Origin of the sequence: Curtobacterium sp. VKM Ac-1376, assembly GCF_015351025.1 — a bacterium.
Lineage (GTDB): Bacteria > Actinomycetota > Actinomycetes > Actinomycetales > Microbacteriaceae > Curtobacterium.
In genome coordinates, this window is sequence record NZ_JADKRV010000002.1 from 98,485 (window position 1) to 113,114 (window position 14,630).

General features: G+C 70.7%; 9 protein-coding genes. 5 read left to right on the forward strand and 4 right to left on the reverse strand.

Features of this window, described 5'->3' with window-relative positions:
* Positions 1-18 precede the first annotated feature (18 nt).
* Genes ITJ56_RS03355 through ITJ56_RS03365 form a run of 3 tightly spaced genes read right to left on the reverse strand, consistent with a single transcriptional unit; the run spans position 19 to position 3,578 of the window.
* On the reverse strand, positions 19-993 hold the full coding sequence (locus ITJ56_RS03355) for a carbohydrate ABC transporter permease (RefSeq protein WP_194627667.1): 975 nt from the start codon (positions 991-993) through the stop codon (positions 19-21).
* The gene (locus tag ITJ56_RS03360) at positions 990-2,324 is read right to left on the reverse strand and encodes an ABC transporter substrate-binding protein (RefSeq protein ID WP_194627669.1); all 1,335 of its coding nucleotides are present in this window, start codon (positions 2,322-2,324) and stop codon (positions 990-992) included. Before ITJ56_RS03360 ends, ITJ56_RS03355 begins: the two co-directional genes overlap by 4 nt.
* 57 nt (positions 2,325-2,381) lie before the next feature.
* Positions 2,382-3,578, reverse strand: a complete 1,197-nt coding sequence (locus ITJ56_RS03365; protein WP_194627671.1) for an ROK family transcriptional regulator — start codon at positions 3,576-3,578, stop codon at positions 2,382-2,384.
* Positions 3,579-3,788: 210 nt separating this feature from the next.
* Between ITJ56_RS03365 and ITJ56_RS03370 the strand changes: the two genes are divergently transcribed.
* The gene (locus ITJ56_RS03370) at positions 3,789-5,264 is read left to right on the forward strand and encodes a sulfatase-like hydrolase/transferase (protein ID WP_323749709.1); all 1,476 of its coding nucleotides are present in this window, start codon (positions 3,789-3,791) and stop codon (positions 5,262-5,264) included.
* 296 nt (positions 5,265-5,560) lie between these two features.
* A complete protein-coding gene (locus ITJ56_RS03375; RefSeq protein WP_416354747.1) occupies positions 5,561-6,445 on the forward strand; it encodes a formylglycine-generating enzyme family protein in 885 nt (294 codons plus the stop codon).
* Positions 6,446-6,479: 34 nt separating this feature from the next.
* On the opposite strand, the gene ITJ56_RS03380 is transcribed toward ITJ56_RS03375, so the two are convergent.
* Positions 6,480-7,667, reverse strand: coding sequence for a cysteine desulfurase family protein (locus tag ITJ56_RS03380; RefSeq protein WP_194627673.1), 1,188 nt, complete (start codon positions 7,665-7,667; stop codon positions 6,480-6,482).
* A gap of 59 nt (positions 7,668-7,726) precedes the next feature.
* On the opposite strand from ITJ56_RS03380, the gene ITJ56_RS03385 reads away from it, so the two are divergent.
* From ITJ56_RS03385 to glgB, 3 genes are all read left to right on the forward strand, one after another.
* Positions 7,727-9,799: a glycogen debranching protein gene (locus ITJ56_RS03385; RefSeq protein WP_194627675.1), complete on the forward strand. Its 2,073-nt coding sequence runs from the start codon at positions 7,727-7,729 to the stop codon at positions 9,797-9,799.
* A gap of 172 nt (positions 9,800-9,971) precedes the next feature.
* Entirely contained in the window at positions 9,972-11,972 is a 2,001-nt protein-coding gene (locus ITJ56_RS03390) for an alpha-1,4-glucan--maltose-1-phosphate maltosyltransferase (protein ID WP_194627676.1), read from the forward strand.
* Positions 11,969-14,497, forward strand: a complete 2,529-nt coding sequence (gene glgB, locus ITJ56_RS03395) for a 1,4-alpha-glucan branching protein GlgB (protein WP_194627678.1) — start codon at positions 11,969-11,971, stop codon at positions 14,495-14,497. Before ITJ56_RS03390 ends, glgB begins: the two co-directional genes overlap by 4 nt.
* Positions 14,498-14,630 lie beyond the last annotated feature (133 nt).

The following is a 14,630-nucleotide window of genomic DNA, read 5'->3' on the forward strand; positions in this document are numbered from 1 at the left end:
TCCCGGCGGTTGAGGTCGTCATTCGTCGCTTCCTCCGACTCGGCGGAACACGGTGAACACCAGGGCGCTGATCGCCATGAGCACCACCGCGAGGATCATGCTCATCGCCGACGAGGTCCCGATGTCGAAGCCCTGGATGCCCGTCTGGGCGATGAACCCGATCGCGGTGCGCGTCGACGTGCCCGGTTGTTCCTGCGTGATGAGCGCCGCCTGGCCGTACATGTTGGCGCTCGCGATGATGGTGATCGTGACGACGAACTGCAGGACCCTGCGCGTGTTCGGGACGGTGACCGTCCAGAACTGCTGCCATGCCCCCGCACCGTCGACGCGCGCGGCCTCGTACAGTTCCTGCGGGACGTCCTGCAACGCGGCGAGGTAGATGACGGCGTTGTAACCGACCGTCCACCAGATCGTCACGCCGACGAGGGTGATCCACCCAGCGGGCAGGGAGGTCTCCCACGCAGTGTCGCTCGGGAGACCGAGCGCGCCGAGCACGGCGTTCACCGGTCCGATGTTCTGGTCGAGCAGGTAGCGCCAGAGAAGACCGATGACCGCCACGCCGAGCACGTACGGCGCGAAGAACGCTGCACGGAAGAACGTCCGTCCCCGGAACCGTCGGTTCAGCAGGAGCGCGATCGCGAACGGCACGACGACGAGGAACGGCACGCTCGCAACCGTGAAGATCCCGGACGCGGACATCGACTTCCAGAACTCGATCGACGTGACGCTCTGGCCGCCGAAGAGATCCGCGTAGTTCCCGAGACCGACGAACGGACGACCGGGAAGCCCGAGGCTGATGCTGTGCAGACTCGACCACAGAGCCAGCACGATCGGGAGCAGCACGAACACCGCGAAGACGACGAAGAACGGCGCGAGGAACACGTACCCGGTCCACGCCCGACCGCCGCGTGGCGTCCGACGGCGGCGCGCGGCGGGCGTGCGGCTCGGGTCCTGACGGGCTGACGAACGTTCCGAGATGGTCGAGGCGGTCACAGTGCGTACACCTTCCGCAACTCGTCGAGCTGCTGTTGCGCGGTCGTGGCGGCGAAGCGCGCCGCGGTGTCCGGAGCGCTCTGCCCGAGCACGACCTGGCTCACGGCACGCTGGTAGCTGTTCGCCGCGATGGTGCGCGAACTCGGGATCTGCGGCAGGAACGCGAGCCCGTCGAGGGTGTCCGGATCACCGAGCAGCGCGGACTGCGACGCGTTCCGGAAGGTCGAGGTGTCACGAGCCACGTTCCGGGCCGGGATGTTGCCCGCGTCCGCCCACGTCGCCGAGTTCGCGCTCGCCCACTGGACGAAGGTCTGCGCGGCGTGCGCGGTCTCCCGGCTGGTCTGCGACTGGGCGGTGAGGACGAAGTTGTGCGAGTTCGCGAACGACCCAGGGCGGTCGCCCACGGTCGGCAGCGCATCGATCTGCCACTCGAGGTCCGGTGCGGTGTCGTGCAGGTCGGGGACCGCGGCGGTCAGGTCGGCCATGAGCGCCTCGGAGCCGTTCTTGAACGGCACGCGGACGTCTCCGACACCGGCTGGACTGACGCCGGTCGTGACCTGCTCACGCATCCAGGCGAGCGCCTCGACGCCGGCGTCGCCACCGAAGGTCGCCCGCGTGCCGGACTCGTCGAAGAGCGTCCCGCCGAACTGCGCAAGCAAGGAGATGTAGAGCTGCCAGTTGCCCCCTGAGACCCAGAACGGGTTCTCGATCCCGGCCGATCGGAGCGACTGCATCTGGTCCGCGAACGACGAACCGTCGAGCGGTGCAGTGAGACCCGCCTTCCGCAGTGCAACCGTGCTGGTGTACTGCGCGAGCACGAAGACGTCGAGCGGGATACCGTACCGGTGCCCACGGTACGCACCCTCGTCCCAGACCTGCCCGATGAAGTCCTGCCGGTCGAGTCCGGCGCCGTCGACGACGTCGTCGAGCGGCAGGATCGTTCCCCGGAGAGCGAAGGTGGACAGCTGGTCGAGGTGCATGATCGCCACCTCCGGGCCTTTGCCCGAACCGACTGCCGGCAGCACCTTGGCGTACAGGTCGTCGGCGGCGAGCGAGGTCATCTCCACGGTGATGTTGTCGTGGGCCTCGTTGAACGCGGTGACGATCCGACCCATCGTCGGTCCGTCGCCGCCCGTGAACGGGTTCCAGAACTGCAACGTGACGGGTTTGCCCGAGTACGCAGCATCGAAGGCCCGCGCGGGTCGGCCGGTGCCGCCACTCCCGACGCTCGCGCCGCAGGCGGTCAGGAGGCCGGCGCTGACCAGGCCGATGCCTGCGGACAGGAAGGTCCGCCGGCCGAAGCCGGTCGGGGGCGGTGCTGATCTGGACACGGCGACTCCTTCGTCGGGGCGGGTCTGAGTGGTGCGGGTGGTGGCGGGGTGGGCGGGTCAGGCGGTCGTTGTGGCGACGAGCGGCGCGGGGGTCGCCATCGCAGCCGCCGTCGCGGTCCGGTGGAGGGCGATGGTGCGGTCGTACAGGACCAGCGCGACCCCGCCGAGCGCACCGTCGAGGTCACCGAGTCGAGCGAGCCGTACGCGCACCCTGTCGAACTCGTCCGCCAGCACGTGCCGGTCGAGCTCGCGTCGAACGGGCCGCACGAGGCGGTCGCCGAGTGCCGCGAGCTCGCCGCCCAGCACGACCTCGTCGAGGTCGAGCGCGGTGATGACGTTCGCGAGCACCAACCCGACCCTGGTGCCAGCGTCGTCCGTGGCGGCCTGTGCCCGCAGGTTCCCCGCGTCGATCATCGAGGCGAGTGAACGCACGTCCTGCGCACCGGCTTCGGCGAGGACCGCTCGGAGTCCGACGAAGGCCTCGAGACACCCGAGGTTCCCGCATCGGCAGCGTGGACCGACCGGATCGACGCACAGGTGGCCGAACTCCCCGGCTCGTCCGTTCCGTCCGTGGTGGATCCGCCGATCGAGGACGATCGCGCCACCGATGCCGTCGGACAGTCGCATGTACGCGCTGGCGTCCGCATCCTGCGCTGCGCCCCACACCGACTCTGCGAGACCGGCCAGCCGAGCGTTGTTGTCGGTCCGGACCGGAACGCCGAACCGTTCGCCGACGCGACGCTCGACGTGGGCGATGATCCGGTGGCGGGTGGGCAGTGTCCCTGCGACGCCGACCCCGATCGCGGCGAGCATCGGGGCGTCGTCGTCCGCGGTCGACCGGTCGAGGAGAGTGGCGGCGAGGTCGAGTGACCGTTCGATCCGATCCGCCCAACCGGCGCTCGGATCGAACAGGCGCTCGCCCGAGGCGACGATGGCGTGCGCGGCGTCTGCGACGACTCCGCGGACGCGACGGTGACCGATGTCGAGTCCGACGACGAGACCCGCGGTCGGGTTGAGCGTCAGGTGTTCCGGTGTGCGACCGACGCCTCCGCTCGTCGGCGCCGCTTCGACGCGGACGATGTGCCCGGATCGGATGAGATCCCCGGTGATGGACGAGACGGTCGCCCGCGAGAGCCTGGTCAGCGTGACGAGGTCGCCTCGACTCGCTCTGCCTCGGCGGCGCAGCTCGTCGAGGATCGCAGCCTCGTGCTGGGCCCTCGGAGAGCGCGCCTCTCGTATCCGTCGTTGTGACACGTGCTCAGTCTGGCCAGAAGATCAAGCGTTCCGTCAACGGCAGTGCAGACGTTCTGTCGGATGTTCGACAGAACTCGACAAAACGCTCCGGTCGCACCGGGATTCGGCCCGATCCGGTTGGCGAGCGACCCGAGGGCGTTCCTACGATGGGCCTGTGGGGGCGCCGAGCCGCCGCGACAGCTCCACGCTCCCCCGCAGAAAGGACACCCCGTGGCGGACAACATCCTGTTCCTCATGACGGACCAGCACACCCGCTCGACGCTCGGGGCCTACGGCAACGGCACCGTCCAGACGCCGAACCTCGACCGGATCGCCGCCATGGGCACCCGCTTCGAGGCCACCTTCACCCCGACGGCCATCTGTACCCCGGCGCGCGCGAGCCTGCTGACCGGGGCCGCGCCGTTCCGCCACAAACTGCTCGCGAACTACGAACGGAACGTCGGCTACATCGAAGACCTCGCGGACGGTCAGTTCACCTTCGCCGAGGCACTGCGGGACGCGGGCTACCAGCTCGGCCTGGTGGGCAAATGGCACGGCGGCGTCGAGAAGACCGCCGCGACGTACGGGTTCGAGGGGCCGGAGTTCAACGGCTGGCACAACCCCGTCGACCATCCCGACTACCTGCGGTACCTGGCCGACAACGATCTCCCCCCGTACGAGATCAGCGACAAGATCCGCGGGGTGACGCCGAACGGCGGTGCGGGCAACCTGCTCGCGGCACGGCTTCACCAGCCGCTCGAGGCGACGTTCGAGCACTACCTCGCCGACCGCAGCATCGAGATGCTCGAACGATTCGCCCTCGGGCACCGCGACGGGCGACCGTTCTTCCTCGCGACGCACTTCTTCGGGCCACACCTGCCCTACATCCTCCCGGACGCGTTCTTCGACCTGTACGACCCGGACGCGGTACCGCTGCCCGAGTCCGTCGCTGAGACGTTCGAGAACAAACCACCGGTGCAGAAGAACTACTCGGGGCTGTGGACCTACGACACCCTGCCGGAGTCCGTCTCCCGGAAACTCATCGCCGCGTACTGGGGGTACGTCACCATGATCGACCTCGAGATCGGTCGGATCCTCGACGCGGTGGAACGACTCGGCCTCCTCGACTCCACCGCCATCATGTTCACGGCCGACCACGGCGAGTTCACCGGGTCGCACCGTCTGCACGACAAGGGTCCTGCCATGTACGACGACATCTACCGGATACCGGGTCTGGTCAGGATCCCCGGCGCACCGGAAGGGCAGGTGCGCGACGAACTGGTCTCGTTGACGGACTTCACCGCGACGATCCTCGAGGTAGCGGACCTCGATCCGGCGCCCGCTGTGGACTCTCGCTCACTCGTCCCACTCGTCGAGGGCGGACATCCCGCGTGGGCGGACACGATCCTCTGCGAGTACCACGGGCACCACTTCCCGTACCCGCAGCGGATGCTCCGTTCCCGCACCCACAAACTGGTGGTGAACCCGGAATCCGTCAACGAGTTCTACGACCTCGAACGCGACCCGTCGGAACTCACGAACCGCATCGACGACCCGGACTCCCGGCCCCACCGCGACACGATGATGACAGCGCTCTACGAGCAGTTGCGGGCGAGGGGTGACAACTTCTACCACTGGATGACGCCGATGTTCGCCGTCGGAGGCGCGGACCACGACGCGACCCTCTCGGCATTCGAGAACAGCTGAGCCGGACCACTCCCGGACGGTGGTCGACCGACCCCGAACTGCAGCGCGCCTCGATCGCCGGCCGGGCACCGGTCCCCTGCGCGGGCCTGACCGCCGGTGGCAGGTGACCGGTGGATGATGGGAGCGTGATGGAACACGACAGCTCCGGTGAACACGATTGCTGTGCACCGACGGGCCGCCCCTCGCTCTCGGCGCGAGCGCAGGGGTCGGCCCAGGGGCCGGGCAGTGCGCCGCCGATCCGGGCGGACGCGCCGCGTTCAGCAGATCGGCCCGTCCACCTGATCGAGCAGGCCACCATCCCCGCGCAGACGTTCCGGATGGGCGACACGCTCGGCGACGGCAGGTGGGGCGACGGCGAGACGCCGGTGCACGCGGTCTCGATCACCGCGTTCGACATCGACACGACGAGCGTCACGAACGACGACTTCGCACGGTTCGTCCGCGCCACGGGGTACCGAACCGAGGCCGAGGTGTTCGGGTACTCGGCGGTGTTCCACCTCGCGCTCGATGCCGATGACGACGACGTCCTCGGCCAGCCGCCCTCGACGCCCTGGTGGCTGGGCGTGCGCGGAGCGGACTGGCGCCACCCCGGCGGTCCGCGGTCCTCGGTGGTCGGCATCGGCGATCACCCGGTCGTGCACGTCTCATGGAACGACGCGGTCGCCTACTGCGACTGGGCAGGTCGCACACTTCCGACGGAGGCGCAGTGGGAGGCGGCGTCCCGCGGTGGCCTCGACGGCGCACGCTACCCGTGGGGCGATGATCTCGGGGCCCACGACGGGGACGGCCGCGACTGGCGGGTGAACATCTTCCAGGGACGGTTCCCGACCTCGAACACGCTCGACGACGGGTACCTCACCACAGCACCCGTCCGCTCCTTCACGCCGAACGGCTACGGGCTGTGGCAGACCGTCGGCAACGTGTGGGAGTGGTGCTCGGACGTGTTCGACGACGGGACCTACTCTCGCGACGCACAGCTGGGGACGGTCCAGGATCCGGCCGGTCCCGGTCCCGGTCCTGCCGCCGACGGCCGAGACCGGCCGCGGGTGATGCGCGGCGGGTCGTACCTGTGCCATGACTCGTACTGCAACCGGTACCGGAACGCGGCCCGGTCGCAGAACACCCCGGACTCGTCGACGGGGAACGCCGGGTTCCGGACCGTGTCGCGACGCGCGGAGTGAGCCGGACGCGTGTCCAGCGGTCCCTCCGCGGTCCTCAGGACCACCGCCCCAGCAGCGGTTCCCTCGACGCCATGCCGGCAACACCGGCCCGTGCGACAGCGTCCGGCAGCGCCGCCAGGAACGCGTCGACGTCCGCGCCGGTCGACGTGTGGCCGAGGGTGATCCGGAGTGCACCACGCGCGTCCTGCTCGGACAGCCCCATCGCGAGCAGCACGTGCGATGCCTCGGGCACCCCGGCCTGGCACGCCGAACCGGTCGAGACCGCCACCCCGGCCGCGTCGAGCAGGAACAGGAGCGAGTCGCCCTCGCACCCGGGGAACGTGAAGTGCGCGTTGCCCGGCAGCCTGCCGACCGGGTCCCCCATCAGCACCGCCGACGGCACGGCGGCCCGCACGCCGGCGACGAGCCGGTCCCGCAGGGCGACGAGCGAGGGGTGCGGCATCGGTTCGGCGACGACCGCGGTGGCGGCGACACCGAACGCGGCAGCCGCGGGGGCGTCCTGCGTCCCGCTCCGGACCTGTCGCTGCTGCCCGCCACCGTGGATGAGGGGTTCGATGGTGGCCTTCCGGCCGAGCACGAGGGCGCCGATCCCGACGGGCCCGCCGATCTTGTGCGCGGAGACGCTGAGCGCGTCGAGGCCCGACGCCGCGAAGGACACCGGCACCTGCCCGTAGGCGGCGACCGCGTCGCTGTGCACTGGCACGCCAGCGGCATGCGCGAGGTCGACGATCCGTGAGACGGGCTGGATGGTGCCCACCTCGTTGTTCGCCCACAGGAACGTGACCAGGGCGACGTCCGAGGCGTCGGCGAGCCGCGCCTCCAGGCCGACGAGGTCGACGAGACCCTGCCCGTCCAACGGGACCACGTCGATCACGGCGCCCTCGTGCGTCTCCAGCCAGGTCAGGGTGTCGACTGTGGCGTGGTGTTCGCCGCCGGGGACGACGATGCGGCGCCGCCGGCGGTCGCGCTGCCGGGCCCAGAACAGGCCCTTCACGGCGAGGTTGATGCTCTCGGTGCCGCCGGAGGTGAACACGACCTCGACGGGGTCGGCGTCGAGCGACCGGGCGACGGCGGCACGGCCGTCCTCGAGCAGCATCTTGGCGCGCTGCCCGGCGCTGTGGATGGACGACGGGTTGCCGACGGTCCCGAGCGCGTCGGTGAAGGCGGCGAGCGCCTCCGGCAGGATCGGCGTCGTCGCGGCGTGGTCGAGGTAGACCGACAAATGCACCCCCTGGAACGAGTGATGTCCAGGATACGCGCCGGTCCTCGTACCCTTGTCGGGTGCACGAGACAGCGATCGACCACATGCCGGGGTTCTCCCTCGGGGGCGCCGTCCCGCGGTTCTCCCTGCGGTCCGCCACCGCAACGGGCGTCGTGCTCGTCGTCGAGGGTGCGGACGGGCAGCCGACCAGTCACCCGCTCGAGCGCGTGCCGGACACCGACGTGTGGACCGTTGAGATCCCCGGGGTCGTGCCCGGCGACCGGTACCACCTGCTCGTCGACGGGCCGGTGGGCCCGCGGCACGAGTTCGACCCGACGCGGCCGCTGCTCGACCCGTACGCGCGCGGCATCCTGCCGACCGGGAGCGACGAAACGGCCGGCCCCCGCTGGACGAGCGTCGTCGTCGACCAGGCCTTCGACTGGGGCGGCGTCGTCAAGCCGCAGGTCCCGCTCGACCGCGCCGTCGTCTACGAGGCGAACGTGCGCACGCTGACCGCCGCGAACCCGCACCTGCCGGAGCACCTGCGCGGCACGTACGCAGGGGTCGCGCACGAGAGCACGATCGCGCACCTGCACCGCATCGGCGTCACGACGCTCGAGCTGCTGCCCGTGCACGCGTTCGACACCGAGAACTGGCTGCGCGACGCCGGCCGCGAGAACGCCTGGGGCTACAACACGCTCGGGTTCTTCGCCCCGCACGCCGCCCACGCCTCGGCACCAGCGCAGCAAGCCGGCGCGGACGCGGTCCTGCGCGAGTTCAAGGGCATGGTGCGGCTGCTGCACGAGGCCGGCGTCCAGGTCGTGCTCGACGTCGTCTACAACCACACGGCGGAAGAGGGCCTCGGCGGCCCGACGACGAGCCTCCGGGGCATCGACGGTGCGAACCGGTACCGCTGGGCACCCTCCGTCTCCCCGTACCGGGACAGCTACTACGACACCTCCGGCTGCGGGAACACCCTGGACACCTCGGTCGAGGCCACCGCCGACCTCATCGTGGACAGCCTGGTGTACTGGGCGCGCGAGGTGCAGGTCGACGGGTTCCGCTTCGACCTGATGGCCGCCCTGGCCCGCGACGCCGAACACCGCTTCGACCCGTCGCACCCGCTGCTCGAGCGGATCCGGAACCACCCCGACCTGCAGGACACCCTGGTCATCGCGGAACCGTGGGACGTCGGCCCCGACGGTTGGAAGACCGGGGCCTTCGGCGCGGCTGGGGAACGCACGAGCGAGTGGAACGACGGCTTCCGCAACACCGTCCGGCAGTTCTGGCTCACGGACATCGCCGAGGAGCGCCGCACCGGCATGCCGCAGGCCGGCATCGGCGGTCTGGCCGCGGCGATGTCGGGGTCGAGGAGTGTCTTCGGCGCCGATCGCGGTCCGCTGGCCAGCGTGAACTTCGTCACCGCCCACGACGGCTTCACCCTGCTCGACCTGGTGTCGTACGACGACAAGCACAACGAGGCGAACGGTGAGGACAACCGCGACGGCTCGAACGACAACCGCTCCTTCAACCACGGCGTCGAGGGGGACACCGCCGACCGCGGTGTCCGCGCCGCCCGGGGCAGGTCGATGCGGAACCTGATGGCGACGCTCGTGCTCTCCGCCGGGGTGCCGATGCTGACCGCCGGTGACGAGCGGAGCCGCACGCAGCACGGCAACAACAACGCGTACGTCGTGTCCGACGACCTGACCCCGGTGGACTGGTCCGACGACGAGGACGCCGAGACCATGACCGAGGCCGTCGCCGCCCTGGCCCGGTTCCGACAGGCGCACCCGGCGCTCCGCCCGACGCGCTTCGGCGTCGAGGGGCAGGAGACCCCTGGGGCCTCGCGGATGTCCTGGTACGGGCCGGACGGGCACCCGATGACGCTCGAGGGGTGGGACCAGCCGGTGCACCGCGCCCTGCAGTACTTCGCGGAGTCGACACCGGAGCACGAACCGTTCGACCGCGTGCTCGTCGTCGTGCACGGCAGCGGCCGCACCCGCGACATGACCCTGCCGGCGCGCGAGGACGTCCTGGGGTACCGCCTTGTCTGGTCGAGCGAGAAGCACCGCGACCACGAGCGACTCCGGCCGGCGGGCCAGGTCTTCACGGCCTACGGCCCCGGCATCCACCTGTTCGAGGTGGCGTAGCGCGCCCAGGCGGGCGCGGCCCGGCACCGCTTCGACAGGCGGACGGGAGGCGCGTGGCGGCCCCGCCACGCGCCTCCCGTCCGGTTCTCCACAGGCTCCACGGCGCGCCCGGCCATCCCCAGCGGGCGGAAAACGGGGAACGCGGAGCCGCTCGCCGGGTAGCGTCGCTTCCGTGGCCACCGCAGACCGACCCCGCCGCCCGAAGATCGGGCGCATCCCGATCACCGAGCTCGCCCCGAGGACGCCGAACGGCTTCCCCGGCAAGGCATTCGACGGCGAGGTGATCACGTTCGGTGCAACCGTCTTCCGAGAAGGACACGGCATCATCGGCGCCGACCTCGTGATCGAACGCCCAGACGGTGGAACCCGCACCGTCCCCATGACCCCCGGTGCCCCGGGCACCGACCGCTACGAGGCGACCGTCCAGGTCGACCACGTCGGCGTGTGGACCTGGCACGTCGAGTCGTACTCCGACGACTGGGCGACCTGGCTGCACGCTGCACGCCTGAAGATCGCGGCCGGCGTCGACACCGAGGCGACCCTGCTCGACGGCGGGGTGCTGCTCGACCGCCTGGCCGGGGAGACCGACTCCCCCGCAGCCACCCGTGCCGCCGCACGTGTCCGCGACCGCGACCTCGACCCGGCCGAACGCCTGGCCGCCGTCGACGACCCGCGGATCGTCGCCGAGGTCGAGGAAGCGCCGCTCACCTCACTCCGCACGCACTCCGCCACGCAGCTGCTCGACGTCGAACGCACCCGCGCCGGTGTCGGCGCCTGGTACGAGTTCTTCCCCCGCAGCGAGGGCGCGAAGAAGAACGCCGACGGCTCGTGGAAGAGCGGTGACTTCCGCACCGCGGCCCGCCGTCTGCCGGCTGTCGCCCGGATGGGCTTCGACGTCATCTACCTGCCGCCGATCCACCCGATCGGCACCACCGCACGCAAGGGTCCGAACAACACGCTGACCCCCGGGCCGAACGACCCGGGCAGCCCGTGGGCGATCGGTTCGCCGGAGGGCGGGCACGACGCGATCCACCCGGACCTCGGCACCGAGGACGACTTCCGCGACTTCGTTGAGACCGCGAAGAACACCGGCATGGAGGTCGCGCTCGACTTCGCGCTGCAGTGTTCCCCGGACCACCCATGGGTCACCGAGCACCCCGAGTGGTTCACGGAGCGCGCCGACGGTTCGATCGCCACGGCCGAGAACCCGCCGAAGCGCTACCAGGACATCTACCCCATCCAGTTCGACACGGACCCCGAGGGGCTGGTCACGGAGGTCGAGCGCGTCCTGCGGCACTGGATGGCGTTCGGCGTCCGCATCTTCCGCGTCGACAACCCGCACACGAAGCCGCTGTGGTTCTGGGAGCGCGTCATCCGCGAGATCCGTGACGAGCACCCCGACACGGTGTTCCTCGCCGAGGCGTTCACCCGCCCGGCGATGATGCGGGCGCTCGCCGAGGTCGGGTTCCAGCAGTCGTACTCGTACTTCACGTGGCGGAACACGAAGGACGAGATCGAGGAGTACTTCACCGAGCTCTCCCACGAGACGAGCGACTACCTGCGCCCGAACCTCTTCGTGAACACGCCGGACATCCTGACCGAGTACCTGCAGTTCGGCGGGCGCGCCGGCTACAAGGTCCGTGCCGCCCTCGCCGCCACCGGGGCACCGACGTGGGGCATGTACGCCGGCTACGAACTCTTCGAGGACGTCGCCCGACCGGGCTCGGAAGAGAACATCGACAACGAGAAGTACGAGTACAAGCCCCGCGACTTCGCGCTGGCCGAGGCTGAGGGCGCGTCCCTCGCTCCGTACGTGACGATGCTCAACCGCCTCCGTGCGGCGCACCCCGCGCTCCGGCAGCTCCGCAACCTGCACGTCCACGCCGCCGACGACCCGGCGATCGTCGTGTACTCGAAGCACCTGCCGGGCGAGTTCATCCGGTCGGGTCGCGCCGACACGGTGATCGTCGTCGCGAACGTCGACCCGCACTCCGCCCGTGAGACCACCGTGTACCTGGACCTCGCAGCGCTCGGCCTGCCGGACGAAGGCCAGTTCGACGTCCGTGACGTCGTGACCGGTCAGCGCTGGGTCTGGGGCGCGTCGAACTACGTCCGCCTGGACGCGTTCCAGGAGCCCGTGCACCTGCTCGTCGTGGAAGGACCCCACCAATGACCACCGACCCGATCGACCCCACGAAGCGCGGACCGGCAGTCCCGCCGGTACCGCCTCCGCCGCCGGCCGTGCCACGGTACGAGCCCAGGGTGTCCGCTCCCGACGAGGACCTGCCCGGCGCACCGCCGGTGCACCGCGAAGCGCCCGACCGGGGCGTCGCGGAGTCCGCCACGCTCGCCGGTCACCCGGCCGACCCGACGCACCCACGGGAGCCATCCGTCGCGCCCGCCGCGACGGTCGACGCCCCGAAGGCCCCGTCAGGAGGCGCGACCCCGGTCGTACCGCCGGCCTCGGTCGACACTCCGGTCGCCCCCACGGCTGCTGCCGCGGCTCCCGCAGGGCCCCCGACCGACCCCCGTCCTGCCCCGCTCGAGGACTGGCTCCGTCAGCAGGTCGCCGAGGGCCGCTGGTCGCAACCGCACGACGTCCTCGGGCCGCACCCCGTCGACGGCGGCACGAGCGTCCGCGTCGTCCGGCACCTCGCCCGGGCCGTGCGGGTCGTCCGCCCCGACGGCGACGACATCGAACTCACCCACGAGGGCGACGGGCTCTGGGCCGGTGCGACCGCCGGTCAGCTCGGCCGCTACCGCGTGGAGTCCGAGTACGACTACGACGAGTCCTCCGAGGACGACGACGCCACCTGGACGAGCGACGACGCCTACCGGTTCCCCCCGACGCTCGGCGAACTCGACCTGCACCTGTTCGGCGAGGGCCGTGACGAGCAGCTCTGGCACCACCTCGGCGCGCACTCCCGCGCCGTAGACGGCGTCGACGGCGTCGCGTTCGCGGTCTGGGCCCCCCGGGCCACCGCCGTCCGCGTGATCGGCGACTTCGAGGGCTGGGAGGGCCGCACCACCGCGATGCGCCGCCTGAGCGACCTCGGCGTCTGGGAGCTGTTCTGGCCCGGTGCCGTGGTCGGGCAGCGGTACAAGTTCCAGATCCTCACCGACTCGGGCTGGGTCGAGCGAGCGGACCCCTTCGCCCGACAGGCGGAGATCGCCCCGGCGACCGCCTCGGTGATCACCGAGTCCACGTACACGTGGTCCGAGGGCGACCGGGCGTGGATGGAGCAGCGCGCCCAGACGACCACGCACGACAAGCCGATGAGCGTCTACGAGGTGCACCTCGGCTCGTGGCGACCCGGTCTGTCGTACCGCGAGGTCGCCGACCAGCTCATCGGGCACATGGAGTACACGGGCTTCACGCACGTGGAGTTCCTGCCGCTCTCCGAGCACCCGTTCGGCGGCTCGTGGGGCTACCAGGTCACCGGGTACTACGCGCCGACCGCACGGTACGGCTCGCCCGACGACCTGCGGTACCTGATCGACCGACTGCACTCCGCCGGCATCGGCGTGATCATGGACTGGGTCCCCGGGCACTTCCCCAAGGACGAGTGGGCGCTCGGTCGTTTCGACGGCCACGCGCTGTTCGAGCACCCGGATCCCCGCCGCGGCGAGCAGCTCGACTGGGGCACCTACGTGTTCGACTTCGGGCAGCCGCAGGTGCGGAACTTCCTGGTCGCCAACGCGCTGTACTGGCTCGAGGAGTTCCACATCGACGGCCTGCGCGTCGACGCCGTCGCCTCGATCCTGTACCTCGACTACTCCCGCACCGACTGGCTGCCGAACATCCACGGCGGCCGCGAGAACCTCGACGCCGTCGCGTTCCTGCAGGAGACGAACGCCACCGCGTACAAGCGGTACCCCGGCATCGTGATGATCGCCGAGGAGAGCACCTCGTGGCCCGGTGTCACTCGGCCGACGAGCGCCGGCGGGCTCGGGTTCGGCCAGAAGTGGAACATGGGCTGGATGCACGACTCGCTCGAGTACGTGCAGCGTGACCCGGCGTACCGCAGCTACCACCACGACGAGATCACGTTCTCGTTCGTCTACGCGTTCAGTGAGCAGTTCACCCTGCCGATCAGTCACGACGAGGTCGTGCACGGCAAGGGGTCCCTGTACGGCAAGATGCCCGGCGACGAGTGGCAGAAACTGGCGAACGTCCGCGCCTACCTGGCGTTCATGTGGGCGCACCCCGGCAAGCAGCTGCTCTTCATGGGCCAGGAGTTCGCACAGCCCTCGGAGTGGTCCGAGGCGAAGGGGCTCGACTGGTGGCTGCTCGACCAGCCCGGCCACCGGGGCGTGCAGGACCTCGTCGCGGAGCTCAACCGCGTGTACAAGGACTCCCCCGCGCTCTGGACCCGGGACTCGACGGCCGACGGCTTCGAGTGGCTCGAGGGCGGCGACGCCCCGCACTCGACGCTCGCGTTCCTGCGGAAGGACGGCGACGACCGGGTCGCGGTGTTCGTGAACTTCTCGGGCGTCCCGGTGGAGCGGCGCTTCGGTCTGCCGATCGCCGGCGAGTGGCACGAGGTCCTGAACACCGACGCCGCCGAGTACGGCGGCTCCGGCGTGGGGAACCTCGGCGTCGTCGTCGCGGAGGACACCCCGTGGGCAGGCCGTCCTGCCTCGGCCCACCTGGTGGTCCCGCCGCTCGGAGCGGTCTGGCTGAAGCTGGCGCGCTAGCCGCGGGCACGGACGGACGGGAGGCGCGGTGCCATCTGGCACCGCGCCTCCCGTCCGTCGTCACGCATGTTCTCGACCACGGAAGGACACCGTCGTGTCCGCTGGACACCGCGGACACAGCGAGACGCGGCCG

Excerpts from the sequence above, each read along its gene's own strand:
- glgB (WP_194627678.1), top strand. The coding sequence starts at position 11,969 with ATGACCACCGACCCGATCGACCCCACGAAGCGCGGACCGGCAGTCCCG.